The organism is Streptomyces sp. NPDC028991 (genome assembly GCF_055564775.1).
The window spans coordinates 78328-102655 of record NZ_JBVHVP010000015.1; the positions used below are offsets into that span (position 1 = coordinate 78328).

Sequence of the window (24328 nt, forward strand, 5' to 3'; positions counted from 1 at the left end):
CTCTCGGGTCGCCCGACGAGAAGCCGCCCGTCAAGGAACTGGAGGAGAAGTGGGGGAGTCAGTGCGGACTCTGGCGTACGGATCGTGGCCCTCGCCCATCGACGCGGCCCTCGCCGCCGAGCACGACGGGCGCCCCGAGGACGTGGGCTTCGTCGGCGACGAGGTGTGGTGGACCGCGCCCCGGCCCACCGAGGGCGGGCGGCGCACGCTGACGCGGCGGCGTCCCGACGGCACCGAGGAGCCGGTGCTGCCCGCGCCGTGGAACGTCCGCAGCCGCGTCATCGAGTACGGCGGCCGGCCCTGGGACGCGCTCATGACCGGCACCGGGCCGCTGCTGGTCTTCGTGAACTTCGCCGACCAGCGGCTGTACGCCTGCGAGCCGGGCGGCGGCGAGCCGCGTCCGCTGACGCCCGTCTCCCCGGTGGGCGGCGGGCTGCGCTGGGCCGAGCCGCACCTGCGGCCCGAGCGCGGCGAGGTGTGGTGCGTCCTGGAGGAGTTCACCGGCGACGGGCCCGGCGACGTGCGCCGGGTGCCGGCGGCGGTCCCGCTGGACGGCTCGGCGGCCGACGACCGGGACGCGGTCCGTGAACTCGCCGGGGACCGGCACCGCTTCGTCACCGGGCCCCGTGTCTCGCCCGACGGGCGGCGCGCCGCCTGGCTCGCCTGGGACCACCCGCTCATGCCCTGGGACGGCACCGAGCTGATCGTCGCCGAGATCGGCCCCGACGGCACGTTCCGCGACGCCCGGACCGTGGCCGGCGGGCCCGAGGAGTCCGTCGCCCAGGTGGACTGGGCCCCCGACGGGGCCCTGCTGTACGCCTCCGACCGCACCGGATGGTGGAACCTGTACCGCGACGGGCAGCCGTTGTGCGCTCGTGCGGAGGAGTTCGGCGGGCCGCTGTGGAAGCTCGGCCTGCGCTGGTTCGCGCCGCTGGACAGCGGCCTGATCGCCGTCGTGCACGGCCGTGGCGCCACCGCCCTCGGCATACTCGACCCGGAGACCGGCGAGGTGGTCGACGCCGCGGGCCCCTGGACCGAGTTCGCGGCCACCCTCGCCGCGTACGGGGAGCGGGTCGTGGCCGTCGGTGCGAGTCCGCGCAGCTCCCACGAGGTGGTGGAGCTGGACGCCCGTACCGGCCGGGCGCGGGTGATCGGCGCCCCGCACGAAGACGCCGTGGACCCGGCGTACTACCCCGAACCGCGGATCCGCACCTTCACCGGACCTGCCGGGCGGGACGTCCACGCCCACCTCTACCCGCCGCACAACCCCGACTGCGCCGCGCCGGACGGCGAGCTGCCGCCCTACGTGATCTGGGCGCACGGCGGCCCCACCAGCCGGTCGCCGCTCGTGCTGGACCTGGAGATCGCGTACTTCACCTCGCGCGGCATCGGCGTCGCGGAGGTCAACTACGGCGGCTCCACCGGGCACGGCCGCGAGTACCGGGGCCGGCTGCGCGAGCAGTGGGGCGTGGTCGACGTCGAGGACTGCGCCGCCGTCGCCCTCGCCCTGGCGGAGGAGGGCACCGCCGACCGGGAGCGGCTCGCCGTGCGCGGTGGCAGCGCGGGCGGCTGGACGGCCGCCGCCTCGCTGGCCGCGACCGACGTCTACGCCTGCGGCACGGTCAGCTACCCGATCCTCGACCTGACGGGCTGGGGCACGGGGGAGACCCACGACTTCGAGTCGCGGTATCTGGAGAGCCTCATCGGCCCGTACGCCGAGGTGCCCGAGCGGTACGTCGAACGGTCGCCCGCCGAACACGCCGACCGGGTCACCGCACCGTTCCTGCTGCTCCAGGGGCTCGACGACGTGATCTGCCCGCCCGTCCAGTGCGAGCGGTTCCTCGCCCGCATGGCCGGCCGTGGCGTGCCGCACGCGTACCTCACCTTCGAGGGCGAGGGACACGGATTCCGCCGGGCGGAGACGATGGTGCGCGCCCTGGAGGCCGAACTCTCCCTCTACTCCCAGGTCTTCGGCCTCGACCCGCGCGGCATCCCCACCCTGGAGCTGGCCCGGTGAGGGACCTCACCAGACCGTCCCGGCTCGCCGCCGGCGCCCGGGTGGCCGTCGTCGCACCCAGCGGGCCCGTGCCCGAGGAGCGGCTGCAGGCGGGCCTGGACGTGCTGCGCGGCTGGGACCTGGACCCGGTCGTGGCGCCGCACGTCCTGGACCGGCACGGCACCTTCGACTACCTCGCGGGCACCGACGCCGACCGGGCCGCCGACCTCCAGGCCGCCTGGTGCGACCCGGCCGTGGACGCCGTGCTGTGCGCGCGCGGCGGCTACGGCGTCCAGCGCATGGCCGACCTGCTCGACTGGGAGGCGATGCGTGCGGCCGGACCGAAGGTGTTCGTCGGCTTCAGCGACATCACCGCGCTGCACGAGGCGTTCGCCACCCGGCTGGGCCTGGTCACGCTGCACGGGCCCATGGTGGCCGGGGTCGACTTCATCAAGAGCGCGCGGGCGCAGGAACACCTGAAGGCCACCCTGTTCGCTCCGGAGACGGTCCGCGTGATCGCCTCCGGCGGCACGCCCATGGTCTCCGGCCGGGCGCGCGGCGTCACCCTCGGCGGCTGCCTCGCCCTGCTCGCCGCCGAACTGGGCACCCCGCACGCCCGTCCCTCCGCACGCGGCGGGCTGCTGTGCCTCGAGGACGTGGGGGAGGAGACGTACCGGCTGGACCGCTACCTCACCCAGCTCCTGCGGGCCGGCCGGCTCGACGGGGTCGGCGGAGTGCTCCTCGGGTCGTGGCAGGAGTGCGAGCCCCGCGAGCGGCTGCGACCGATGCTGGCCGACCGGCTCGGCGGCCTCGGCGTGCCGGTCGTCGAGGACTTCGGCTTCGGCCACTGCGAGGGAGCGCTGACCGTCCCGTTCGGCGTGGCGGCGGAACTGGACGCGGACGCGGGTACCTTGACGCTGGACCGGCCGGCGCTCGGCTGATCACCGCGCCGGCCGGCCCCGCGCGCGGCGGCACGGCGCCGTAGGCTGGCGCAATGCCGCACAACGCGTCCCGCCACCTCGCCGAAGGCCCTCGCGTGGGCATACGGCACTTCACCTACGAGGACGGCGCCGAGTTCACCGCCCGCGCCCGGGAGAGCAAGGACCTGCACCGACCGTGGCTCTTCCCGCCGGACAGCGCCCAGGCCTACGACGCCTATGCGGCCCGGCTGATCGAGGACCCCGCCAACGCCGGGTTCCTGGTGTGCGAGAAGGACGCGGACGGCGGGCGGGAAGGCTCCATCGCCGGGTTCGTCAACATCAACAACATCGTCGGGGGCGGCTTCCTCAGCGGCGCGCTCGGCTACGGCGCCTTCGCGCACGCGGCGGGCCGCGGACTGATGCGCGAAGGGCTGGACCTCGTCGTGCGGTACGCGTTCGGACCCATGCGGCTGCACCGGCTGGAGATCAACGTACAGCCGGGCAACGCCGCCTCGATCGCGCTGGCCCGCGCCTGCGGCTTCCACTTGGAGGGCTTCTCGCCGAGGATGCTCTACATCGACGGGGCGTGGCGCGACCACCAGCGCTGGGCGGTCACCGCCGAGACCGTGACCTCCCGCTGATCTTCATCGGGCCCGGACCCGGGCCCGGCCCCGGATTCGGGCCCGTCACCGTCGACCGGAGATCGCGGGAGCCATCCCATGGCCACCCGAAAGGGCGCCCACCGACGCGAGCGTGAGCGACGTCGCGCGAACACGACCGACGGTGCCCCTGTTCACGGAACCGGTGAGCGGCTTCCATGGGGAACCGTGACGACGATCCGACGCGAGGTACTGACCCTGCCCGCCGCGCCGCTGGGGCCGGACAATCCCCTGCCGCCGCTGCGCCCCCTGGACGAGGCCCACCGCATCGACGAACGCGACCGGGCCGGCCTGCCGCGCGACATGGCCCGCCAGGTCGACTACGAGCCCCTGCGCAGCCTGCTGCCGGTGCGGGGCCGGGACGGCTACGACCGCAAGCGCGAGGCCCGGGAGGTCGACACCCTCGTCATCGAGAACGACCGGCTCCGCGCCACCGTCCTGCCCGGTCTCGGCGGCCGTGTGGCCTCCCTCCACCACAAGCCGACCGACCGCGAGCTGCTCTACGTCAACCCCGTGCTCCAGCCCGCCAACTTCGCCCTCAACGGCGCCTGGTTCTCCGGCGGCATCGAATGGAACATCGGCGCGACCGGCCACACCACCCTCTCCTGCTCGCCCGTGCACGCCGCCCGGGTGCCCGCCCCCGACGGCGGCGAGATGCTGCGCCTGTGGGAGTGGGAGCGGCTGCGGGACCTGCCCTTCCAGGTCGACCTGTGGCTGCCGGAGGGCTCCGACTTCCTCCACGTCGGCGTCCGGATCCGCAACCCGCACGAACGCCCGGCGCCGACCTACTGGTGGTCCAACATCGCCGTGCCCGAGGAACGACGCGTCCTCGCCCCGGCCGACGAGGCCTGGCAGTTCGGCTACGAGCGGCGGCTGCGGCGCGTGCCCGTCCCGACGTACGACGGTGTCGACCGGACGTACCCGCCGAACAGCACGTACCCCGCCGACTGGTTCTACGAGGTGCCGGACGGCCGGCGCCGCTGGATCGCCGCGCTCGACGAGCACGGACACGGGCTGGTGCAGACGTCGACCGACGTGCTGCGCGGCCGCAAGCTGTTCGTATGGGGCACCGGGCCCGGCGGGCGGCGCTGGCAGGAGTGGCTCACCGAGCCCGGCACCGGCGGCTACTGCGAGATCCAGGCCGGGCTCGCCCGCACCCAGCTGGAACACGTCAAGCTGGAGGCGGAGAGCGAGGTGTCCTGGCTGGAGGCGTACGGGCCGCTCGACGCGGCGCCCGGGGGCGAGTGGCACACCGTACTGCGCGGGGCGGAGGAGCGGCTGGAGACGGTCCTGCCACGTGCCGGCGTCGACGCGGCCTACGAGGCCTGGCGGCCGTACGCCGACGCCGAGCCCGGCGAGAGCCTCGCCACCGGGTCGGGCTGGGGCGCGCTCGAAGTACTGCGCGCGGGCTGGAAGCTGCCCGGCACGCCCTTCGGGGAGCACACCCTCGGCGACGAGCAGCGGCCCTGGCTGCACCTGCTGCGCGCCGGGTCCCTGCCCGAACCGGCGCGCCACGAACCGCCCGGGGGCACGCTGGTCGCCCGGCCCTGGCGGGACATGCTGGAGACCACGGCCGCCACACCGCTCGCCGAGTACCACCTCGGCGTCGCCCAGTGGCACGGCGGCGACCGGGCCCAGGCGGTGCGCAGCTGGGAGCGCGGCCTGAAGACCGCCGCCGCCGGCTGGCCCCTGCTGCGCTGCCTCGCCGTCGCCGACCAGGAGGACGGCCACCACGAGCGGGCCGCCGACCGGTATGCCGAGGCCTTCGACGATCTGTGCGGGCAACCGCGCGAGCGGCGGGAGGAGACGGACGTCCGCGCCGACGACGCGGAGCGGACGGCCGTCGCCGCCGCGCTCGGCCGCGAGGCGATCGAGGCGCTGCTCGCGGTCGGCCGCACGGCGGACGCCCGTACCGTGTGGGAGCGGCTGCACCCCACGACCCGGGCCCGCGGCCGGTTCCGGCTGACCGAGGCGGAGCTGCTGGCCGCCGAGGGCCGGCGCGGCGCGGCACGGGCCGTCTTCGACGAGGGCTTCGAGGTCGCCGACCTGCGGGAGGGCGCGGAGAGCATCGGCCGGCTGTGGGCCCGGCTCGGCGACGAACCGCTCCCGGCCCGCCACGACTTCCGGATGCGGCCGGACGGGGCGTGAGCCCGCCCGGCCCGCCGCCCGCCCCGCCGCTAACCCCGCCGGTCCACGTACTCGTAGATCGCCCCGTCCGGGTGCCGGGCGATCAGGTTGCGGCCCGCGGGCGTCGGGACCGGGCCCGCGATGACGTCCGCGCCCAGCGAGGTGAGGACACGATGGGTCTCCTCGACGTCCGTCACGGCGATCGTCGCGGCGACCTTGCGCAACACCTCGAGCTGGGACTCGGGCCCGCTCATCAGCAGGAAGCAGCCGACCGCGGCGACTTGGACACCGCCGCGTTCGAAGCGGTGGGCCGGGCCGCCGGCCAGACCTTCGTAGAAGGGGATCGCCTTGTCCAGGTCGTCGACGTAGATGCGCAGTGTGGCTCCCAGAATGTCCATGCGGAAGAGCCTAGTTGGGAGCGATGGGGCGCACTCGCGGTCCCGCCCATGGAAGCTCCGTTCGCGGGTACCCGCACGGCATGGACCGCATGGATCACTTGGAACACCTGGACAAGCATCTGGTCGACGAACTGGCACAGGTGGCACGCGAGACCGTGCGCGACGAGCTGCGTGAGCAGACGCGGAAGCAGCGCCGCAAGGCCACGCTCTACGCCGCGTCGGGTGCCGCCGCCCTGTACGCGGGTGCCGCCCTCGCGCTCGCCGTGGGTCTGGCCCTCGCCATCGGCCTGCCGGACTGGGCCGCCGCGCTGATCACGGCCGTCCTCCTGGGCGTCGTGGCCTACCTGCTGCGCGGTGCGGCCCGGCCGGGGTCCGACCACGGCTCGGGACACGGCGGCGCACTCGGCGGAACCGCGCCGAGTGCGCCGCCGAACGGACTGGGCGTGCCGTACCCGCCGGTGCCGCCCGTCGCACCCGGCGGTGTCGGCGGCACGAGCGGCGCCCCGGTGGCGGGCACGCCCCCGCCGAGCGCCACCGGGCCCGCGGCGCCGCCCCGGGACGGCGTCGACCCCATGGCCCCGCGCGACCGCGGTTGACCGGCCGCGACTCGGCAGACACGGCGCCCCCCGAATCCGCGGAAGCGGTTCGGGGGGCGCCGTGTCTGCGTGTCTGCGTGTCTGCGTGTCTGCGCCGCTCAGGTGTCCTGCTGGAGCTGCGGCAGCACCTTCGTGCGGTAGAAGTCGAAGAAGCCGCGCAGGTCGGGGCCGATCTGGTTGACGTAGACGCGGTCGAAGCCGGCGTCCGCGAACCCCTTCAGCTCCGCGACGTGTTCGTCCACGTCGTCGCCGCACACCCGGCTGCCCCGGACCATGTCCTCGGTGACCAGGGTCTGCGCCTGCTCGAAGTGCTTGGGCGAAGGCAGCACCTGGCCCAGCTCGCCCGGCAGCAGCTCGTTGGCCCACAGCCGGTGCACGGTCCGTACCGCCTCGTCCCGGTCGGTGTCGTAGCAGACCTTGGTGCCCCCGCTGACCAGCTTGCCGCCGCCCCCGCCCTTGCGGTACTGCTCCACCATCGAGGTGTCCGGCATCATCGTGATGTATCCGTCGCCCACCCGCGACGCCAGCTTGGTCGCCGACGGGCCGAAGCCGGAGATGTCGATCGGGACGGGCTCGTCCGGGACGGTGTAGAGGCGGGCGTTCTCCACCGTGTAGTGCGTGCCGTGGTGGTTGACCTCCTCGCCGGTGAACAGCCGCCGCATGATCAGGATGGCCTCCTCCAGCATCTCCAGGCGTACGTGCGCGGCCGGCCAGGCGTCCCCGAGGATGTGCTCGTTGAGCGCCTCGCCGGTGCCGACGCCGAGCCGGAAGCGGCCCTGAGTCATCACCGCGCTGGTCGCCGCGGCCTGCGCCACCACCGCCGGGTGGATGCGCACGGTCGGACAGGTCACCGCCGTCTCGACGGGCAGGGACACCGCGTCGGACAGGGCACCGATCACGGACCACACGAAGGGGCTCTGTCCCTGCTCGCCGTTCCAGGGGTGGTAGTGGTCCGAGATCCACAGCGCCTGGAATCCGGCCTGCTCGGCCATCCGCGCCTGCTCGATCAGCTCCGCGGGACCGTACTGCTCGCACGAGAGGAAGTAGCCGTACTCGGGCATGGGGCGCCTCCGGGGCATGACATGAGGGGGTGGGTCCCGGCCCGGGTACCCGGGGGCCCGGCCGGAAACCGGCGGTGCCGGGGCGTCGACCGGGCCGCCGCCCGGGCCCGGCGCACGTTTGGGGGGCTTGGCCAGGGGGACGCGGAAGGCTCACGAGGTACGCGACAGCCCGGAGGCGAACCGTGAGCCGACCCCGCATCGTGATCGTCGGTGCCGGCTTCGCCGGGTACCGGACGGCCCGCACCCTGTCCCGGCTCACCCGGCACCAGGCCGACATCACCCTGCTCAACCCGACCGACTACTTCCTCTACCTGCCCCTGCTGCCCCAGGTCGCCGCCGGAGTCCTGGAACCGCGCCGGGTCAGCGTGTCCCTGTCGGGCACCCTGCCGCGCGTGCGGCTGGTGCTCGGCGAGGCCGACGGCATCGACCTCGACGGGCACACCGTGCGCTACACCGACCCGGAGGGCGGCGAGGGCACCCTGTCCTACGACCGGCTGGTGCTCGCCGCGGGCAGCGTCAACAAGCTGCTGCCCATTCCCGGTGTCGCCGAGCACGCCCACGGCTTCCGCGGGCTGCCGGAAGCGCTGTACCTGCGCGATCACGTCACCCGTCAGGTGGAGCTGGCCGCCGCGGCCGACGACCGTGCGGAGTGCGCCGCCCGGTGCACCTTCGTCGTGGTCGGCGCCGGATACACCGGCACGGAGGTCGCCGCGCACGGCCAGATGTACACGGACGCTCAGGTCCGCAAGCACCCGATGCGCACCGGCATGCGGCCCCGCTGGATGCTGCTGGACGTGGCGCCCCGGGTGCTGCCCGAGATGGACGAACGGCTCTCCCGCACCGCCGAGCGGGTGTTGCGGCAGCGGGGCGTCGACGTGCGGATGGGAATCTCCGTGAAGGAGGCCACGCACGACGGGGTCCTGCTGACCGACGGTACGAGTGTCGACACACGCACGCTGGTGTGGTGCGTGGGCGTGCGGCCCGACCCTCTGGTGGAGTCCCTCGGGCTGCCCATGGAACGCGGCCGCCTGCTCGTCGATCCGCACCTCCAGGTGCCGGGACGGCCCGAGCTGTTCGCGTGCGGTGACGTGGCCGCGGTGCCGGACCTGTACCAGCCCGGCCAGTACACACCGATGACCGCGCAGCACGCCTGGCGGCACGGCAAGGTCTGCGCCCGGAACGTCGCCGCGTCGCTCGGCGTCGGCGAGCGACGGGCCTACCGCCACCGCGACATGGGGTTCGTCGTCGACCTCGGCGGCGCCAAGGCCGCCGCCAACCCGCTCGGCCTCCCGATGTCCGGCCCGGCGGCGGGCGCGGTCACCCGCGGCTACCACCTCGCCGCGATGCCCGGCAACCGCGTCCGGGTCGCCGCGGACTGGCTGCTGGACGCGGTGCTGCCCCGGCAGGCCGTCCAGCTGGGCCTCGTACGGTCCTGGTCCGTGCCTTTGGAGTCGGCGTCGCCGGAGGTGGCGCGGGTGCCGGGCGGTGCGGGGACCCGGAAGCAGGAGGGAGCGCCGACGGAAGCCGACCCGGGGCGCCGAGACGGCCCCAGGTCCGCGGAGCCCCGGCGGAACCAGCGGGGTGGTGAGCCCGCGAAGGGTCAGCCTGGTGGTGAACCGGCGAAGGGTCAGCCCGGTGGTGAGCCCGCGAAGGGTCAGCCTGGTGGTGAGCCCGCGAAGGGTCAGCCCGGTGGTGAGCCCGCGAAGGGTCAGCCTGGCGGTGAACCGGCGAAGGGTCAGCCTGGTGGTGAGCCCGCGAAGGGTCAGCCCGGCCGTGGACCGGCCAAGGGCCGCCCGGCCGGTGCCGCTGCCGAGTCCCGTCCCGCCCGCGCGCCCGCCAAGCCGCCGTCCACCGCGGCGCCCGCCAAGCCGCCCTCCGCGAACGCGCCCGCCGAGCCACGGAGGCCGGGGGCGGCGCCCGGCAAGCCCCGGTCCGCCGGTGCGGCGCCCGCCCCGGCCCGGTCCGCCGGTGCTCCCGACGACCCCGGCCCCGAACCCCCGGCGAACCAGCCGCCCCCCGGACCCGACATCGCCCCCGGCCCCGTCAAGCGTTCCGACGGACGTGCCGCAGAAGGAGACTCATGAACACCGGTGAACTCGTCGACCTCGGACAGCAGCTGCGCGTCGACAGCGTACGGACGTCCGCCGCCGCGGGCTCCGGACACCCGACGTCATCGATGTCCGCCGCGGACCTGATGGCCGTACTCCTCGCCAACCACCTTCGCTACGACTTCGAGCGCCCCGCCCACCCCGGCAACGACCGTTTCGTCCTCTCCAAGGGACACGCCTCGCCCCTCCTCTACTCCGCCTACAAGGCGGCCGGCGCCATCGACGACGAGGAGCTGCTCACCTTCCGCAAGCTGGGCAGCCGCCTGGAGGGGCATCCCACGCCGCAGCGGCTGCCGTGGGTCGAGACGGCCACCGGATCGCTCGGCCAGGGGCTGCCCGTCGGTGTAGGCATCGCACTGTCCGGCAAGCGGCTGGACCACGCCGACTACCGCGTGTGGGTGCTGTGCGGCGACAGCGAGATGGCCGAGGGGTCGGTGTGGGAGGCCGCCGAGCACGCCGGGTACGAGCACCTCGACAACCTCACGGTGATCGTCGACGTCAACCGGCTCGGCCAGCGCGGCCAGACCCGGCACGGACACGACCTGGACGCGTACGCGCGCCGCTTCCGGGCCTTCGACTGGCACACGATCGAGATCGACGGCCACGACGTGGACGCCATCGACCGCGCCTACGGCGAGGCACTGTCCACCAAGGGCCAGCCCACCGCGATCATCGCCCGCACCCTCAAGGGCAAGGGCGTCGAGTCCGTGGAGGACCGCGAGGGCCAGCACGGCAAGCCGCTGCCGGAGGCCGAGGAGGCGATCGCGGAACTCGGCGGGCCGCGCGAGCTCACGGTCCAGGTCCAGGAGCCGCCGTCCGCACGGGCACTGCACTCGGCCGGCACCGGACAGACCGAGCTGCCCCGCTACGACAAGGGCGACGAGGTCGCCACCCGCAACGCCTTCGGCGAGGCGCTCGCCGCACTCGGTACCGCCCGCGGTGACGTCGTCGCCCTCGACGGCGAGGTCGGCGACTCCACGCGCGCCGAGTTCTTCGCCAAGGAACACCCCGAGCGCTACTTCGAGTGCTACATCGCCGAGCAGCAGATGGTCGCCACCGCGGTGGGCATGGCGGCCCGCGGCTGGGTGCCGTTCGCCACCACGTTCGCCGCCTTCCTGACCCGCGCCCACGACTTCGTGCGGATGGCGTCCGTCAGCGGCTCCGGCATCAACCTCGTCGGTTCCCACGCGGGCGTCGCCATCGGCCAGGACGGGCCCAGCCAGATGGGCCTGGAGGACCTCGCGATGATGCGGGCCATCCACGGCTCGACCGTGCTGTACCCGTGCGACGCCAACCAGGCGGCCCGCCTCGTCGCCGAGATGGCCGGCCTGGAGGGCATCCGCTACCTGCGCACCTCACGCGGCGAGAGCAAGGTGATCTACAGCCCCGACGAGGAGTTCCCCGTCGGCGGCAGCAAGGTGCTGCGCTCCTCCGACCGCGACCGGCTGACCGTCGTCGCGGCCGGCGTCACCCTGCACGAGGCGCTCGCCGCGGCCGACGCCCTGGGTGAGGACGGCATCGCGGTCCGGGTGATCGACCTGTACTCGGTCAAGCCCGTCGACCGGGCCACCCTGCGCGAGGCCGCCGAGGACACCGGCTGCCTGGTGACCGTGGAGGACCACCGCCAGGAGGGCGGCATCGGCGACGCCGTCCTCGACGCGTTCAGCGACGGACGGCCCGTGCCCCGCCTGGTCCGGCTCGCCGTCGGCACGATGCCGGGCTCCGCGACCCCGGCCGAGGAACTGCACGCCGCCGGAATCGACGCCGAGTCCGTCGAGGCGGCCGTACGGATGCTGGTGGAGCAGGCGATCGTGCCGTGAGCGGTGACGCCGTGCGGACCGTCCGGGCCGGCCGGCACACGGTGGAGGTCCACCGGCCGGACAAGGTGCTGTTCCCCGCGGGCGACGGCGGCGCGAAGGAGTACACCAAGGGCGACCTCGTCGACTACCACCGTGCCGTCGCCCCCTTCATGCTGCCGCACCTGCGAGGGCGCCCGCTGATGCTGGAACGGCACCCGGACGGCGTCGACGGACCGCGGTTCATGCAGAAGAACACCCCGGAGCACTACCCGGACTGGATCAGCCGCGTCGAGGTGGGCAAGGAGGGCGGTACGGTCCGCCACACCGTCTGCGACGACACCGCCACCCTCCTCTACCTCGCCGACCAGGCCGCCCTCACCCTGCACCGCTGGCTGTCCCGGGCCGGGCAGGTGGACCGGCCGGACCGGATGGTCTTCGACCTCGACCCGGCCGGTGACGACTTCGAGGCGGTCCGGGAGACGGCCCGGCTGCTGGGCGGACTGCTCGACGAGCTGAAACTGCCCTCGGCCCTCATGACCACCGGGTCCAGGGGGCTGCACGTCGTCGTGCCACTGAACGGCCGTCAGGAATTCGACGACGTGAGGGAGTTCTCCCGGGACGTCGCCTCGGTCCTGGCCGCGGCCCATCCCGACCGGCTCACCACCGCCGCCCGCAAGAAGGACCGCGGCGAGCGGCTCTACCTCGACATCCAGCGCAACGCCTACGCGCAGACCGCGGTCGTCCCCTTCACCGTCCGCGCCCGGCCCGGCGCGCCCGTGGCCACGCCCATCTCCTGGGACCAGCTGGACGACCCCGCGCTGCACGCCCGCCGCTGGACGATCGCGGACGCCGTCGACCAGGCGCGCACCCATCCGTGGGCCGGGATCATGAGCCGCGCCCGGGCCCTGGGCCCCGCCCGACGGCGGCTGAACGCCCTGCGCGGCTGACCGCCCCGTGCGGCTGGCCGCCCCGTGCGGCTGACCGCCCCGCGCCGCTGAGCCGGGCCGGGGCCGGCGGGGGCGTCGGGGGCGTCGGGGGGTGGCACATGCCCGTGCCCGGAGAGGTTTGGCGAACATTCTTGCGGCCACACGGAGGGGGAGGTGGCCATGTCGAACACGAACAACACGTCCGAATCGCAAGGCTCACAACAGAGTTCGCGTAAATCACAGAAACCACAGGAGACCCAGGACTCGCAAGAGTCCCGTCGGCCCCGGCCGATGGAGGTGCTGCGCGAGGCGCGCGCCCAGCTCGCGGAGCTCACCGGTATGACCGCGGAGTCCGTCTCGTCCTTCGAGCAGACGGAGGAGGGCTGGTCGCTGGAGGTCGAGGTGCTCGAGCTCGAGCGGGTGCCCGACACGATGAGTCTGATGGCGAGCTACCAGGTGGAGCTCGATGCCGAGGGCCAGCTCACGGGCTACCGGCGGGTCAGGCGTTACGAGCGCGGGCGGGCCGACGCGCGCGGCTCCGGCGGCCGCTAGGCCGCCCGGCCGGACCGGCTGAACGCATCCACACCCACACACGAGAACGAACCCACACCCACACAAGATGGAGGAACAGCAGGCATGACTGTTATACCGGCACAACAGACCGGCGGCGGAGGCGGCAGCAGCGGCCTCTACGACGTGCTTGAGCTTGTTCTGGACAGGGGGCTCGTCATCGACGCATTCGTGCGCGTCTCCCTGGTCGGCATCGAGATCTTGAAGATCGACGTCCGTGTCGTCGTCGCCAGCGTGGACACCTATCTGCGCTTCGCCGAGGCGTGCAACCGGCTCGACCTGGAGGCCGGGCCGCGCAAGGACCCGGGTCTGCCCGACCTGGTCGGTGAGATGACCGAGTCCGGCGCCCGCGGCAAGTCCAAGGGGGCGCTGTCCGGCGCCGCCGAGACCATCTCCGACGCGTTCAAGCAGGCCCGTGACGAGGGCGGCTCCGAGCGCGAGACCACTTCGCGTCCGCGCGCCCGCAAGGCCGCGCCCTCGCGCCGGAAGGAGGAGCAGGAGTGAGTACGTACGTCTACGGCATCACCGCCGGCTCCCACCCCTCGCTGCCCGAGGACCTCAGGGGCGTCGGCGACCCGCCGCGCGAGGTGCGGATCCTGAACGAGGGCGAGCTGGCGGCCGTCGTCAGCGACGCGCCCGAGGACCTGCGCCCCAAGCGCAGGGAGCTGCTCGCCCACCAGAACGTGCTGAGCGAGGTCGGAGCGGATGGCTGTGTGCTGCCCATGCGCTTCGGCAGCGTCGCCCCGGACGACGAGGCGGTCACCGGCGTGCTCGCCGAGCGGGCCGAGCACTACCGGGAACGCCTCGGGGCGCTGGACGGCCGGGTCGAGTACAACGTCAAGGCCAACCACGTCGAAGAGGCCGTCCTGCACCACGTGATGGCCGAGAATCCGGAGATCCGGGCCCTGGCCGAGTCCAACCGGCAGTCGGGCGGCGGCAGCTACGAAAGCAAGATCCAGCTAGGCGAGATGGTCGCGGCCGCGGTCAAGGGCAAGGAGGCCGAGGACGCCACGACGCTGGAGCGGGCCCTGGAGCGGGCCGCCGACGCCGTGAGCGTGGGGCCCGAGTCCACCGGCTGGCTGGCCAACGTGTCGTTCCTGGTGAACCGCGAGTCGGCCGAGGAGTTCCTGGCGGCCGTCGAGCGGGCCCGCGGGGAGATGCCGCACCTGGAGGTGCGCGTGAACGGTCCGCTGCCGCCGTACAGCTTCGTCGAGCCCGGCCCGGCCGAGCCCGCGGGCACCGCGGCCGGTGGCGTGGACGCCGGAGCGGGGTGACGACGTGGGACTGATCTCGGAGGTCCTGATGCTGCCGCTCGCTCCGGCGCGCGGCGGCGCGTGGGCCATCAGACAGGTGCTGAAGGAGGCCGAGCGGATCTACTACGACCCCGCCACGGTTCGAGCCGAACTAGCCCGTCTGGAGGAGCAGCTGGAGGCCGGCGAGATCACCGAGGAGGAGTTCGACCGGCAGGAGGACGAGCTTCTGGACCGGCTGGAGATCGCTACGCGCACGAGCGCGGGATTGGGCAACGGGACGGCGCCATGAATCGAGTGGGACTGGGCCTCGCGGTAGGGGCCGGCTATTTGCTCGGCCGCACGAAGAAGATGAAACTCGCCGTCGCCGTGGGCACCATGGTGGCCGGCAAGAAGATGAACCTGACCCCGAAGGGCATAGCGGAGCTGGTCTCCACGCAGCTGCAGAACAACCCCCAGTTCAAGGAGATCGGGGACCAGCTGCGCACGGATCTGCGGGGCGTGGGCAAGGCGGCCTCGGGCGCCATGGTCGAGCGGCAGATCGACGCGCTCGCCGACCGGCTGCACGGGCGCACCGCCCAGGTGCGCGACCAGCTCTCCGGCGTGGCGTCCCAGGCGCCGGGCGTCGGGTCCGACGAATCCGGTGAAGCCGACGACCGCCGCTCCTCCCGCGACTCCGAGGCCTCGGAGGACTCGGAGGAGCCGGAGGAGCCGGAGGACGCCGCCGAGGAGCGCGCGGAGTACGACGACGAGCGCCACGAGGAGGACGAGCCGGCCGGCGGGCAGGCCGGCCAGGAGCGCGGAGAGCGGCGTCGGGAGCAGCGCGAACCGCGGCGCGAGCGGGCCGCGAAGAAGGCTCCGCCCGCGGCACGAAAGGCTGCCGAGAAGGCACCCGCGAAGAAGGCGGGGGCCAAGGCACCCGCGAAAAAGGCCGCGGCGAAGCGGGCACAGCCCGCCAAGAAGACGGCCGGCAAGAAGACGGCCGGGGCCCGGGGCGTCGCCCGCGGTGCCGGAACCCGGCAGTCGAAGGGCGGTGGTGAGCGATGACCGACACCCTCGGATCCGCGGCCTCCACGGCGGGCAAGGCCGCGAAGCAGAACCCGATCGCCGACGTGGCGCAGAGCGAGGCGGCCGACCGCCTCAAGGCGGAGGTCCAGGACTATCTCGCCGCCCAGGTCACGCGGCTGCTGACCGGCGTCGGCAGCAAGCTCGGCGAGACCACCGGCAAGCTGAACGACATCGCCGAGGGCAACAGCCCCGGATTCGGCAAGCTCGCCCTCGACGGCGGACGCAAGCTCGCCGAGGGCAAGGGCCCCGTGCGGGCCGCCTTCGAGGTCGGGGCCGGCAAGGTCAAGGACAACGTGGTCGGCGCCTTCAAGAACCTCGGCGGCGGCAAGGGCAGGAAGAAGGGCGGCGGTGGCCAGAAGCCGACCGTGATCATCGAGTACGTCGATGTCGGCGTACCGCTGCGCACGGCCTACGACCAGTGGACCCAGTACCAGGACTTCAGCACCTTCGCCAAGGGCGTCAAGAGCGCGAACCGCGCCGACGACACCTCGTCCGACTGGCAGCTGAAGGTCTTCTGGTCCAACCGCAGCTGGAAGGCGAAGACCACCGAGCAGGTGCCCGACGACCGGATCTCCTGGACGTCGGAGGGCGCCAAGGGCTCGACCAAGGGTGTCGTCAGCTTCCACCAGCTGGCCGACAACCTGACCCGGGTGATCCTGGTCATCGAGTACTACCCCAAGGGGCTGTTCGAGAAGACCGGCAACATCTGGCGCGCCCAGGGCCGCCGGGCCCGCCTCGATCTGAAGAACTACGTCCGTCACATCACCCTGAAGGGCGAGGCGGACGACGGCTGGCGCGGCGAGATCCGCGACGGCGAGGTCGTCCGCAGCCACGAGGACGCCCTCGCGCAGGAGCAGGAGGAGAGCCAGGGCGGCGAAGAGGCCCATGAGGGGGAGGAGGAAGCGCCGGACACCGAGTACGAGGGCGGCCGGTACGAGGAGGAGCCGCAGGAGGAGCCGGAGGGCGAGTACGAGGAAGAGTCCGAGACGGAGCCGGAAGGCGAGCCGGAGGGGGAGTACGAGGAACCCGAAGGCGAGTACGAGGAGGAAGAGGAAGCCGACGAGGACGAGTACGCGTCCCGTGACGAGTACGAGGACGCCGACAGCGGGAGCAGTCGATGACCACACCCAGCCGGCTGCCCGATCCCTACGGCCAGGGACAGAGCGCCAATCTCGCCGACATCCTGGAGCGGGTGCTCGACAAGGGAGTCGTCATCGCCGGCGACATCCGGATCAACCTGCTCGACATAGAGCTGCTCACCATCAAGCTGCGGCTGGTCGTGGCCTCCGTCGACAAGGCCAAGGAAATGGGCATCGACTGGTGGGAGAGCGACCCCGCACTCTCCTCGCGCGCCCGGCGCGACGAACTGACCCGGGAGAACGCCGAACTGCGCGAGCGCTTGCGCGAACTGGATCCGGGCCGCGTACCGAGGGAGGCGCCATGACCGGACTGCGGTATGTCTACGCCGTCTGCCGCCCCTTCGACGCGGCCCTCCAGTCACAGCTGACCGGGGTCGCGGGCGACCCGCCCAGGCTGCTGGCCCACGGCGGCCTGGTCGCCGTCGTCAGCCACGTGCCCGAGGCCGACTTCTCCGAGGAGGCGCTGCGGGCCCGCCTGGAGGACCTGGACTGGCTCGCCGGGACCGCCCGCGCCCACCAGCAGGTCATCGACGCGCTCACCGCCGTCACCACTCCGCTGCCGCTCCGGCTGGCCACGGTCTTCCGGGACGACAGCGGCGTACGCGTGATGATGGAGCAGCGCGAGGAGGCCTTCCGGCGCACGCTGGAGCGGCTGGACGGGCGCGTGGAATGGGGCGTCAAGGTGTACGTCGAGGCGGAGCCCGAGCAGACCGCCGGACCGGCACGGCCCGCCGCCAAGCCCGCATCGGGCCGGGACTACCTGCGGCAGCGGCGCCGGCAGACACGGGCCGACGACGACCTGTGGAGCAGGGCCGAGGAGTTCGCGACCCGCCTGCACGGGACGCTGGCCTCCCGGGCCGACGACGCGCGGCTGCACGCGCCGCAGAACCCCCGCCTTTCCGGCGCCGCCGGACGGAACGTTCTCAACGCCGCCTACTTGGTGCGGCGCGACGTGTCCGAGGAATTCGTGGAAATGGTGGACCGGACGAAGGACGACGCCCCGGGAATTCGCGTGGAACTCACCGGGCCGTGGGCGGCCTATTCCTTCGCCGGTGAAGAAGGGAACGCCGAAGAGGAAAGCGCGGGGGAGGGCTCATGACCGTCGTCGAACGCCGCGAGATCGCCCTGGTCGACCTGCTCGACCGGCTGCTCGCCGGCGGCGTCGTCATCACCGGCGACGTCACGCTGCGCATAGCGGACGTCGACCTGGTGCGCATCGACCTGAACGCGCTGATCAGCTCGGTCAACCGCAATGTCCCGTCGCCGTTCGGGGACTGACGTGAGTGAACATCCCGAGCCCCGCAAGCGCCTCGACCTCGAACCCGACACGGTCGAGCGCGATCTGATCAAACTGGTGCTGACGGTCGTCGAGCTGCTGCGCCAGCTCATGGAACGCCAGGCGCTGCGCCGCGTCGACGAGGGCGACCTGAGCGAGGAGCAGGAGGAGCGGATCGGGCTCACCCTGATGCTCCTCGACGACCGCATGACCGAACTGCGCGACCGCTACGGCCTGCGGCCCGAGGACCTGAACCTGGACCTCGGGCCGCTGGGACCGCTGCTGCCCCGGGAGTGAACTCTCCCGGGGCAGCAGCCTCACCACTTGTACAGCCTCACCACCTGTACCAGCGGCCCCTGCCGCCGCCGGCCGTCGTCCCGCGGACCAGGAACCCCAGTAGCCACAGGACCAGGACTGCCAAGGCAATCCACCAGAGAATCTTCACGGCGAATCCGGCGCCGAAAAGAATGATTGCGAGAAGCAGTACGATCAGAAGCGGAACCATAATGTGTACCTCCTGTCGTACTGGTTTCCCGGATTTCACCGATCAGGCACCCGCCGGGCTTTCTTTTGCTTCCTTTCGGCACACGATCTCCCCGTGCAGGACGCTGAACCAGCTCTCCGGCCGCCCGCCCCACTCCCGCCAGGCCGCCGAGACGGCCCGCAGCTGTTCCGTGGTCGCGTGGCCGCCCTCGACGGCGCGCTCGGCGTACGCCGACGCCAGGGTTCGGTCCGCCCACAGACCGCTCCACCACGCCCGTTCCTCGGGTGTGGCGAAGGTCCAGGTGGCGGAGGTCGCCGTGATGTCCGTGAACCCCGCCTCCAGCGCCCAGGCCTTCAGCCGGCGTCCGGCGTCCGGCTCGCCGCCGTTGGCGCGGGCCACCCGGTGGTACAGGTCCAGCCAGTCGTCCATGCCCGATGAGGCGGGGTACCAGGTCATGGCGCCGTAGTCCGAGTCGCGGACGGCGATGACGCCGTCCGGCCTCGCGACCCGCCTCATCTCGCGCAGCGCCCGCACCGGGTCGCCCACGTGCTGGAGCACCTGGTGGGCGTGGACGACGCAGAACGTGTCGTCCGGGTAGTCGAGGGCGTGCACGTCCGCGACCGCGAAGTCGGTGTTGGCCAAACCGCGTTCGGCCGCCGTGGCCCGGGCCCGCTCGACGATCTCCGGTGCCCGGTCCACGCCGGTGACGTGCCCGTCCGGGACCAGTTCCGCCAGGTCCGCGGTGATGGTGCCCGGACCGCAGCCGACGTCCAGGATCCGCATGTGCGGCTTCAGGGACCCGAGCAGGTAGCCGGCGGAGTTGGCGGCGGTGCGCCAGGTGTGCGAGCGGAGCACGGACTCGTGGTGTCCGTGCGTGTAGACGGCGGTCTCCTGCGGCTTCGGCATGGTGGATCCCCTCTCCCGACGATGCGGATCACGGTACGCGCACCGATCGAATGATGAGACCCGTGTTTTGCGATGTGGACTGACGATGTGTCAGGGGAGGCGGGGTCCGGAGAGCGTGCTCCGAGGGTGTGCGGCGCCCGGAAGCGTCAGGAGAGAAGTCCGTCGCCGGGCAGCGGGCGGTACACCGTGAGCGCCTCGGGCAGCTTCTCGAGCGTCAGATCGCCCTCCGTCTCCGTCAGTTCCCCGTCGAAGGCCATCAGCGTGCCCGGCGCGACCCCGGACAGGCGCAGCCGGCTCACCTGCACCGCCGCGTGTGCGGGGGAGCGGGTCAGCGGACCGGCCAGGGCCGCGGACAGCAGCCGCAGGGCCGGCCTGCGGCCACCGTGCACCACCCGCACGTCCAGCTGCCCGTCCGCCAGGTCGAGGCGGCGGCCGGAGGCGATGCCCCTGCGGTGGTACGTGCCGTTGCCCGCGAACAGCATCCACAGCGGGCGCCGGCGCCCCCGTACCTCGGCCTCCAGCGGATGACGGTCGGCGCGCAGCACCCGCACGGCCGCCACCACACCGGCCGGCCAGCCGCCGATCCGGGGCGACCAGCGCTCCCGCTCGCGCACCAGTTCCGGGTACACGCCGAGGCTGAAGGTGTTGAGGAAGACGCCGTGCCGACCGCCGGAAGCGAACCGGCCCACGTCCACCCGCACGCCCTCGCCCCGCTCCAGCGCCCGGCACAGATCCCGTACGTCCTCCACACCGAGGTCGTAGGCGAAGTGGTTGAGCGTGCCGCCGGGCAGCACCGCGAGCGGCAGTCCGCGGCGGACCGCGATCTCGGCCGCGGCGTTCACGGTGCCGTCGCCGCCGCACACACCGAGCACCCGGGCGTGTTCCGCCGCCTTCTCCAGCTCCGCCCGGACGTCCTCCGCCTCGCACTCCACCACCTCCGCGTCGGGCAGCGCGTCGCACAGCGCCCGCACCCGGTCCGAGGTGCCCGAGCCGATGTTGGCCACCATGACGAGGCCCTCGCCGCCGGGCAGCGCCGGTACCTCGGCCCGCGGCCGGGCCGGCGGGGTGAGCTGGGCGCGCGTCGGCACCATGCCCCGTACGGCGAACGCGGCCCCCGCCCCGAGGGCCGCACCCGCCAGCACGTCACTCGGGTAGTGGACGCCGGTGTAGACCCTGGACAGGGCGACCGCGGCGGCCACCGGGGCGACCGCCGCGCCCCACGCCGGGGACTCCAGCGCGACGCCGGTCGCGAACGCGGCGGCCGACGCGGCGTGCCCCGACGGGAAGGACGTCGTGACCGGCTGCCGCTTCAGCTGCCGCACCAGCGGCACCGGGTCCAGTACGGGACGGGAACGCCGGACCGAGCGCTTGCCGAGGGTGTTGATCGCCAGCGAGGCCAGGCTCAGCGAGGCGAGGCCCCGGGCGGCGGCGCGACGGGCCCTCGGAGTCCGGGTCGCGGCCAGCGCGGCGCCCGCCGCGAACCACAGCACACCGTGGTTGGCGCTGTGGCTCAGGCGGGGCAGCAGGGGGTCGGCGCCGGGCCAGGTACGGGCGGCGACGGCCTCGAACAGGCGCTGGTCGAGCCGCAGGAAACCGTTGCGGACCGGATGCGGGCCGGGTGTCGGGGCGGTGAGGTCTACGTCGGGGCTCATGGCTCCCGCCTACCCTGCGAACGGTGTTTCCTGCGGGTGGCGCGCCCCACGTGCGGCACCCCGGGCCGCGGCGGGGAAAAAGGGGTTTGCCCCGGACGTGCCGGGAGCCGCAGAATCCGGTCCATGGGTCATCTCGAAGCCGCGCACCTGGAGTACTACCTCCCCGACGGAAGGGCGCTGCTCGGCGACGTCTCCTTCCGGGTGGGGGAAGGGGCCGTCGTGGCCCTCGTCGGACCCAACGGAGCCGGCAAGACCACCCTGCTCCGCCTGCTGTCCGGCGAGCTCAAACCGCACGGCGGGAGCGTCACCGTCGGTGGCGGCCTCGGGGTGATGCGGCAGTTCGTGGGCTCGGTCCGGGACGAGACGACCGTACGCGACCTGCTCGTGTCCGTGGCCCCTCCCCGCATCCGCGAGGCGGCCCGCGCCGTCGATGCCGCCGAGCACGGGATCCTGACCGTCGACGACGAGGCCGCGCAGATGCGCTACGCCCAGGCGCTCGCCGACTGGGCCGAGGCACAGGGCTACGAGGCCGAGACCCTGTGGGACATCTGCACCACGGCCGCGCTGGGCGTCCCCTACGAGCGTGCCCAGTGGCGGCAGGTGAGCACGCTGTCCGGCGGCGAGCAGAAGCGGCTGGTGCTGGAGGCACTGCTGCGCGGCACCGACGAGGTGCTGCTGCTCGACGAGCCGGACAACTACCTCGACGTGCCCGGCAAGCGGTGGCTGGAGGAGCGGCTCGAGGAGACCCGCAAGACCGTGCTGTTCGTCTCCCACGACCGGGAGCTGCTCGCCCGCGCCGCCCAGAAGATCGTCTCCCTGGAACCCGGCCCCGCGGGCGCCGACGCCTGGATGCACGGCGGCGGCTTCGCCACCTTCCACGACGCCCGGCGCGAGCGCTTCGCCCGCTTCGAGGAACTGCGCCGCCGCTGGGACGAGAAGCACGCCCAGCTGAAGAAGCTGGTGCTGACCCTGCGTCAGGCGGCCGCGGTCAGCCACGAGATGGCGTCCCGCTACGCCGCCGCACAGACCCGGCTGCGCAAGTTCGAGGAGGCCGGGCCACCGCCCGAGCCGCCGCGCGAGCAGGACATCAGGATGCGCCTGAAGGGCGGCCGTACCGGCGTCCGCGCCGTCACCTGCGAGCAGCTGGAACTCACCGGCCTGATGAAACCCTTCGACCTGGAGGTCTTCTACGGCGAACGGGTCGCCGTCCTCGGCTCCAACGGCTCCGGCAAGTCGCACTTCCTGAGGCTGCTCGCCGGCGACGACGACGTGACGCACACCGGACACTGGAAGCTCGGGGCCCGCGTGGTGCCCGGGCACTTCGCGCAGACCCACGCCCACCCGGAACTGCTCGGCCGCACCCTCCTGGACATCCTGTGGACCGAACACTCCCAGGACCGGGGTGCCGCCATGTCGAGGCTGCGCCGCTACGAGCTGACCCAGCAGGCCGAGCAGACCTTCGACCGGCTCTCCGGCGGCCAGCAGGCCCGCTTCCAGATCCTCCTGCTGGAACTCCAGGGTGTCACCGCCCTGCTGCTCGACGAGCCGACCGACAACCTCGACCTGGAATCGGCCGAAGCCCTCCAGGAGGGCCTGGAGGGCTTCGAGGGCACGGTCCTCGCGGTCACCCACGACCGCTGGTTCGCCCGCTCCTTCGACCGGTACCTCGTCTTCGGCGGCGACGGCCGCGTCCGCGAGACGCCGGAACCGGTGTGGGACGAACGGCGGGTGGAGCGGGCCCGCTGACGCTCACGCGGAGGTCACTTCCAGCGCAGCAGCGCCCCCAGACCCCCCACCGGCGCCTTCTGTGCCGCCTCGGACGGCAGGGCCGGCGTCACCGAGATCGCCGGGGCGCCGGTCATCACCGCCGAGCGCAGCAGGGCGTCGTCCGCACGGGCCGACCAGGAGTTCTGCTCGCCGAGCGTCTTCAGCTCGGTACGGCGCACCGCCAGCTGGTCGGCGTCCTCGCCGATCCACACCTCGCGGTGCGTGTCGGGGGCGTCCGGGATGACCAGCAGCTCGTCGATGCGGTGCTCCCGGGCCGCCTCGACCAGCGCGGGCACGCCCTCCGCGGCGCCGGCCCGGCCCTCGCCGTCCGGTGTCCGGGCGGCCAGGAAACGGTCCAGGTCCGCTCGCGCGCGCGAGCGGACGTGGTCGTCGCGCAGCCCCTCCACCTCGTCGTCCAGCAGCCTGCTGCCGGCGCCGCGCGAGGCCTCGGCGACGCGGCCTTGCAGCCGCTTGGGCAGCCGCTCGTGCACGGACCGCCGTTCCCGGTCGTCACCCACGAGGATCAGCAGGTCCGCGCCCGTCTCCTCCTGGCACACGGCGAGCGCGTCCGCGATCTCCGCCGCGTTGTGCTCCCAGGTGTTCTCCACCCGCAGCTGGAAGTGGCGCTCCGACCAGTCGACGGTGCTCGTGCGGTGCACCGGCCACTGCCGGCCGGTCACGCCGCCCGCGTCCGAGCTGCCCAGCGCGCTGCGCAGCTCGAAATCGGCGCCCCTGCGGTCGACGTACGCCACCACGCACACCGGATCCTCGCCGGCCAGGTCCAGCAGCGGTGCGACGTGCGGCAGCGGCGCCCAGTCGGCGGTGGTCCCACCGTACGGCGGCCGGGCCAGCGGCGGATCGAGGACCACCTGCCCGGCGCACGCGAACAGCGCCCGCCCGTGCGGGTCGGTGGCGTGGCGCAGTCCCTCCACCGCCTCCCGCACGGCGCGGCAGGTCGCGTCGTCAGCGCCCTGCTCCGCCAGCTCCCGGGCCACCGCCGCGGCCGTCAGCTCACGTTCGTGGGGGGTGTCCTCTGCGTTGCGGGACAGATCGACGTACACGGAGGCCCAGGGCCCCTGGTGTTCGTAGAGGGGATGCAGAAACGCGAGATCCATGGCTCCCTCCCGGGTGCCGCTCGGGGGTGGTAGTGCTCCGGGGCGGGTACCCGGACCGCATGAACGAACACGACACGCGGGACGACACCATGACCGGAGTGGACCCGGGCCGCCTGGACGACCAGCAGCTCATGAAGGAGCTGGAGACCATCCACCGCACGCGCCACGACACCCTGCTGTACGGGTCGAACGACGCGCTGCGGGCCCACAACGACCGGATGGCACAGCTCGAGGGCGAGTGGCTGCGCCGCAACCCCCGGCGCCCGGTCGCCGCGGGCCGCACCCGCGAGGGCGCCCGGGAACGGGGTTGTCAGGAGACCACCACCCCGGGCGGCTGACCGCGCCCGTCCGGACGCCGCCATGACACGCGGGACCCGGCCAGCCGCCATGACACGCGGGGGCCCAGGGGGGGGGGGGGGGGGGGGGGGGGGGGGGGGGGGGGGGGGGGGGGGGGGGGGGGGGGGGGGTCTTTTTTTTCTTCTTTTTGTTGTTTCCCTCGTTTGCTGTCTCT

Annotated in this window: 26 protein-coding genes; 20 read left to right on the forward strand and 6 right to left on the reverse strand. The window is 73.3% G+C overall.

Features of this window, described 5'->3' with window-relative positions; all coding sequences use genetic code 11:
* Positions 1–49: 49 nt before the first annotated feature.
* The 4 genes from ACZ4V1_RS25985 (at position 50) to ACZ4V1_RS26000 (ending at position 5723) form a co-directional block, all read left to right on the forward strand.
* A complete protein-coding gene (locus tag ACZ4V1_RS25985) occupies positions 50–2017 on the forward strand; it encodes a prolyl oligopeptidase family serine peptidase (protein ID WP_468340133.1) in 1968 nt (655 codons plus the stop codon).
* Complete coding sequence (locus ACZ4V1_RS25990; protein WP_468340135.1) at positions 2014–2937, forward strand: S66 peptidase family protein; 924 nt, start codon at positions 2014–2016, stop codon at positions 2935–2937. The genes ACZ4V1_RS25985 and ACZ4V1_RS25990 overlap by 4 nt, the downstream gene beginning before the upstream one ends.
* Positions 2938–2990: 53 nt before the next feature.
* Positions 2991–3557: a GNAT family N-acetyltransferase gene (locus ACZ4V1_RS25995; protein ID WP_468340137.1), complete on the forward strand. Its 567-nt coding sequence runs from the start codon at positions 2991–2993 to the stop codon at positions 3555–3557.
* A 186-nt stretch (positions 3558–3743) separates the two neighbouring features.
* The gene (locus ACZ4V1_RS26000; protein ID WP_468340139.1) at positions 3744–5723 is read left to right on the forward strand and encodes a DUF5107 domain-containing protein; all 1980 of its coding nucleotides are present in this window, start codon (positions 3744–3746) and stop codon (positions 5721–5723) included.
* Positions 5724–5752: 29 nt separating this feature from the next.
* Here the strand turns inward: ACZ4V1_RS26000 and ACZ4V1_RS26005 are convergent, their stop codons facing one another.
* Positions 5753–6100 (reverse strand): VOC family protein, encoded by a 348-nt coding sequence (locus tag ACZ4V1_RS26005; protein ID WP_468340142.1) that lies wholly within the window; start codon positions 6098–6100, stop codon positions 5753–5755.
* An 80-nt stretch (positions 6101–6180) separates the two neighbouring features.
* On the opposite strand from ACZ4V1_RS26005, the gene ACZ4V1_RS26010 reads away from it, so the two are divergent.
* Complete coding sequence (locus ACZ4V1_RS26010) at positions 6181–6696, forward strand: phage holin family protein (protein ID WP_468340144.1); 516 nt, start codon at positions 6181–6183, stop codon at positions 6694–6696.
* Between the two features lie 98 nt (positions 6697–6794).
* Here the strand turns inward: ACZ4V1_RS26010 and ACZ4V1_RS26015 are convergent, their stop codons facing one another.
* The gene (locus ACZ4V1_RS26015; RefSeq protein WP_468340146.1) at positions 6795–7757 is read right to left on the reverse strand and encodes an LLM class F420-dependent oxidoreductase; all 963 of its coding nucleotides are present in this window, start codon (positions 7755–7757) and stop codon (positions 6795–6797) included.
* Between the two features lie 182 nt (positions 7758–7939).
* Here ACZ4V1_RS26015 and ACZ4V1_RS26020 point away from each other — a divergent pair, with 182 nt between their 5' ends.
* From ACZ4V1_RS26020 to ACZ4V1_RS26080, 13 genes are all read left to right on the forward strand, one after another.
* Positions 7940–9841, forward strand: a complete 1902-nt coding sequence (locus tag ACZ4V1_RS26020; RefSeq protein ID WP_468340148.1) for an NAD(P)/FAD-dependent oxidoreductase — start codon at positions 7940–7942, stop codon at positions 9839–9841.
* A complete protein-coding gene (locus ACZ4V1_RS26025) occupies positions 9838–11685 on the forward strand; it encodes a transketolase (protein WP_468340150.1) in 1848 nt (615 codons plus the stop codon). Before ACZ4V1_RS26020 ends, ACZ4V1_RS26025 begins: the two co-directional genes overlap by 4 nt.
* Positions 11682–12611, forward strand: coding sequence for a non-homologous end-joining DNA ligase (gene ligD, locus ACZ4V1_RS26030; RefSeq protein ID WP_468340152.1), 930 nt, complete (start codon positions 11682–11684; stop codon positions 12609–12611). The genes ACZ4V1_RS26025 and ligD overlap by 4 nt, the downstream gene beginning before the upstream one ends.
* A 159-nt stretch (positions 12612–12770) precedes the next feature.
* Positions 12771–13142, forward strand: a complete 372-nt coding sequence (locus ACZ4V1_RS26035; RefSeq protein ID WP_468340154.1) for a gas vesicle protein GvpO — start codon at positions 12771–12773, stop codon at positions 13140–13142.
* Positions 13143–13226: 84 nt separating this feature from the next.
* Complete coding sequence (locus tag ACZ4V1_RS26040; protein ID WP_468340156.1) at positions 13227–13664, forward strand: gas vesicle structural protein GvpA; 438 nt, start codon at positions 13227–13229, stop codon at positions 13662–13664.
* Positions 13661–14434 (forward strand): GvpL/GvpF family gas vesicle protein, encoded by a 774-nt coding sequence (locus ACZ4V1_RS26045; RefSeq protein ID WP_468340158.1) that lies wholly within the window; start codon positions 13661–13663, stop codon positions 14432–14434. The genes ACZ4V1_RS26040 and ACZ4V1_RS26045 overlap by 4 nt, the downstream gene beginning before the upstream one ends.
* A gap of 4 nt (positions 14435–14438) precedes the next feature.
* The gene (locus ACZ4V1_RS26050) at positions 14439–14702 is read left to right on the forward strand and encodes a gas vesicle protein GvpG (RefSeq protein ID WP_468340160.1); all 264 of its coding nucleotides are present in this window, start codon (positions 14439–14441) and stop codon (positions 14700–14702) included.
* Positions 14699–15457, forward strand: a complete 759-nt coding sequence (locus ACZ4V1_RS26055; RefSeq protein ID WP_468340162.1) for a DNA primase — start codon at positions 14699–14701, stop codon at positions 15455–15457. Before ACZ4V1_RS26050 ends, ACZ4V1_RS26055 begins: the two co-directional genes overlap by 4 nt.
* Positions 15454–16599, forward strand: a complete 1146-nt coding sequence (locus ACZ4V1_RS26060) for an SRPBCC family protein (RefSeq protein WP_468340164.1) — start codon at positions 15454–15456, stop codon at positions 16597–16599. The genes ACZ4V1_RS26055 and ACZ4V1_RS26060 overlap by 4 nt, the downstream gene beginning before the upstream one ends.
* Positions 16596–16922, forward strand: a complete 327-nt coding sequence (locus ACZ4V1_RS26065) for a gas vesicle protein (protein ID WP_055419336.1) — start codon at positions 16596–16598, stop codon at positions 16920–16922. The genes ACZ4V1_RS26060 and ACZ4V1_RS26065 overlap by 4 nt, the downstream gene beginning before the upstream one ends.
* Positions 16919–17716 (forward strand): GvpL/GvpF family gas vesicle protein, encoded by a 798-nt coding sequence (locus ACZ4V1_RS26070; RefSeq protein WP_468340166.1) that lies wholly within the window; start codon positions 16919–16921, stop codon positions 17714–17716. Before ACZ4V1_RS26065 ends, ACZ4V1_RS26070 begins: the two co-directional genes overlap by 4 nt.
* A complete protein-coding gene (locus ACZ4V1_RS26075) occupies positions 17713–17895 on the forward strand; it encodes a gas vesicle protein (RefSeq protein ID WP_003972471.1) in 183 nt (60 codons plus the stop codon). The genes ACZ4V1_RS26070 and ACZ4V1_RS26075 overlap by 4 nt, the downstream gene beginning before the upstream one ends.
* Entirely contained in the window at positions 17870–18190 is a 321-nt protein-coding gene (locus ACZ4V1_RS26080; RefSeq protein ID WP_468340169.1) for a gas vesicle protein K, read from the forward strand. Before ACZ4V1_RS26075 ends, ACZ4V1_RS26080 begins: the two co-directional genes overlap by 26 nt.
* A 37-nt stretch (positions 18191–18227) precedes the next feature.
* Here ACZ4V1_RS26080 and ACZ4V1_RS26085 read toward each other — a convergent pair whose 3' ends face one another.
* The 3 genes from ACZ4V1_RS26085 to ACZ4V1_RS26095 form a co-directional block, all read right to left on the reverse strand.
* A complete protein-coding gene (locus ACZ4V1_RS26085; protein WP_468340171.1) occupies positions 18228–18398 on the reverse strand; it encodes a hydrophobic protein in 171 nt (56 codons plus the stop codon).
* A 42-nt stretch (positions 18399–18440) separates the two neighbouring features.
* A complete protein-coding gene (locus ACZ4V1_RS26090) occupies positions 18441–19283 on the reverse strand; it encodes a class I SAM-dependent methyltransferase (protein ID WP_468340173.1) in 843 nt (280 codons plus the stop codon).
* Between the two features lie 146 nt (positions 19284–19429).
* On the reverse strand, positions 19430–20935 hold the full coding sequence (locus ACZ4V1_RS26095) for a phosphatase PAP2 family protein (RefSeq protein WP_468340175.1): 1506 nt from the start codon (positions 20933–20935) through the stop codon (positions 19430–19432).
* Between the two features lie 123 nt (positions 20936–21058).
* Between ACZ4V1_RS26095 and ACZ4V1_RS26100 the strand changes: the two genes are divergently transcribed.
* Entirely contained in the window at positions 21059–22681 is a 1623-nt protein-coding gene (locus ACZ4V1_RS26100; protein ID WP_468340177.1) for an ABC-F family ATP-binding cassette domain-containing protein, read from the forward strand.
* Positions 22682–22695: 14 nt separating this feature from the next.
* Here the strand turns inward: ACZ4V1_RS26100 and ACZ4V1_RS26105 are convergent, their stop codons facing one another.
* Positions 22696–23817 carry a baeRF2 domain-containing protein gene (locus tag ACZ4V1_RS26105; protein WP_468340179.1) on the reverse strand — a complete coding sequence of 374 codons (1122 nt, stop codon included), beginning with the start codon at positions 23815–23817 and terminating at the stop codon, positions 22696–22698.
* Between the two features lie 59 nt (positions 23818–23876).
* Here ACZ4V1_RS26105 and ACZ4V1_RS26110 point away from each other — a divergent pair, with 59 nt between their 5' ends.
* On the forward strand, positions 23877–24155 hold the full coding sequence (locus tag ACZ4V1_RS26110; RefSeq protein ID WP_468340181.1) for a DUF6158 family protein: 279 nt from the start codon (positions 23877–23879) through the stop codon (positions 24153–24155).
* Positions 24156–24328 lie beyond the last annotated feature (173 nt).

Coding starts and splice junctions, on each gene's coding strand:
- ACZ4V1_RS25995 (WP_468340137.1), top strand. CDS start 2,991: ATGCCGCACAACGCGTCCCGCCACCTCGCCGAAGGCCCTCGCGTGGGC.
- ACZ4V1_RS26005 (WP_468340142.1), bottom strand. CDS start 6,100: ATGGACATTCTGGGAGCCACACTGCGCATCTACGTCGACGACCTGGAC.
- ACZ4V1_RS26010 (WP_468340144.1), top strand. CDS start 6,181: ATGGACCGCATGGATCACTTGGAACACCTGGACAAGCATCTGGTCGAC.
- ACZ4V1_RS26015 (WP_468340146.1), bottom strand. CDS start 7,757: ATGCCCGAGTACGGCTACTTCCTCTCGTGCGAGCAGTACGGTCCCGCG.
- ACZ4V1_RS26025 (WP_468340150.1), top strand. CDS start 9,838: ATGAACACCGGTGAACTCGTCGACCTCGGACAGCAGCTGCGCGTCGAC.
- ACZ4V1_RS26035 (WP_468340154.1), top strand. CDS start 12,771: ATGTCGAACACGAACAACACGTCCGAATCGCAAGGCTCACAACAGAGT.
- ACZ4V1_RS26040 (WP_468340156.1), top strand. CDS start 13,227: ATGACTGTTATACCGGCACAACAGACCGGCGGCGGAGGCGGCAGCAGC.
- ACZ4V1_RS26055 (WP_468340162.1), top strand. CDS start 14,699: ATGAATCGAGTGGGACTGGGCCTCGCGGTAGGGGCCGGCTATTTGCTC.
- ACZ4V1_RS26060 (WP_468340164.1), top strand. CDS start 15,454: ATGACCGACACCCTCGGATCCGCGGCCTCCACGGCGGGCAAGGCCGCG.
- ACZ4V1_RS26065 (WP_055419336.1), top strand. CDS start 16,596: ATGACCACACCCAGCCGGCTGCCCGATCCCTACGGCCAGGGACAGAGC.
- ACZ4V1_RS26070 (WP_468340166.1), top strand. CDS start 16,919: ATGACCGGACTGCGGTATGTCTACGCCGTCTGCCGCCCCTTCGACGCG.
- ACZ4V1_RS26075 (WP_003972471.1), top strand. CDS start 17,713: ATGACCGTCGTCGAACGCCGCGAGATCGCCCTGGTCGACCTGCTCGAC.
- ACZ4V1_RS26080 (WP_468340169.1), top strand. CDS start 17,870: ATGTCCCGTCGCCGTTCGGGGACTGACGTGAGTGAACATCCCGAGCCC.
- ACZ4V1_RS26085 (WP_468340171.1), bottom strand. CDS start 18,398: ATGGTTCCGCTTCTGATCGTACTGCTTCTCGCAATCATTCTTTTCGGC.
- ACZ4V1_RS26090 (WP_468340173.1), bottom strand. CDS start 19,283: ATGCCGAAGCCGCAGGAGACCGCCGTCTACACGCACGGACACCACGAG.
- ACZ4V1_RS26095 (WP_468340175.1), bottom strand. CDS start 20,935: ATGAGCCCCGACGTAGACCTCACCGCCCCGACACCCGGCCCGCATCCG.
- ACZ4V1_RS26100 (WP_468340177.1), top strand. CDS start 21,059: ATGGGTCATCTCGAAGCCGCGCACCTGGAGTACTACCTCCCCGACGGA.
- ACZ4V1_RS26105 (WP_468340179.1), bottom strand. CDS start 23,817: ATGGATCTCGCGTTTCTGCATCCCCTCTACGAACACCAGGGGCCCTGG.
- ACZ4V1_RS26110 (WP_468340181.1), top strand. CDS start 23,877: ATGAACGAACACGACACGCGGGACGACACCATGACCGGAGTGGACCCG.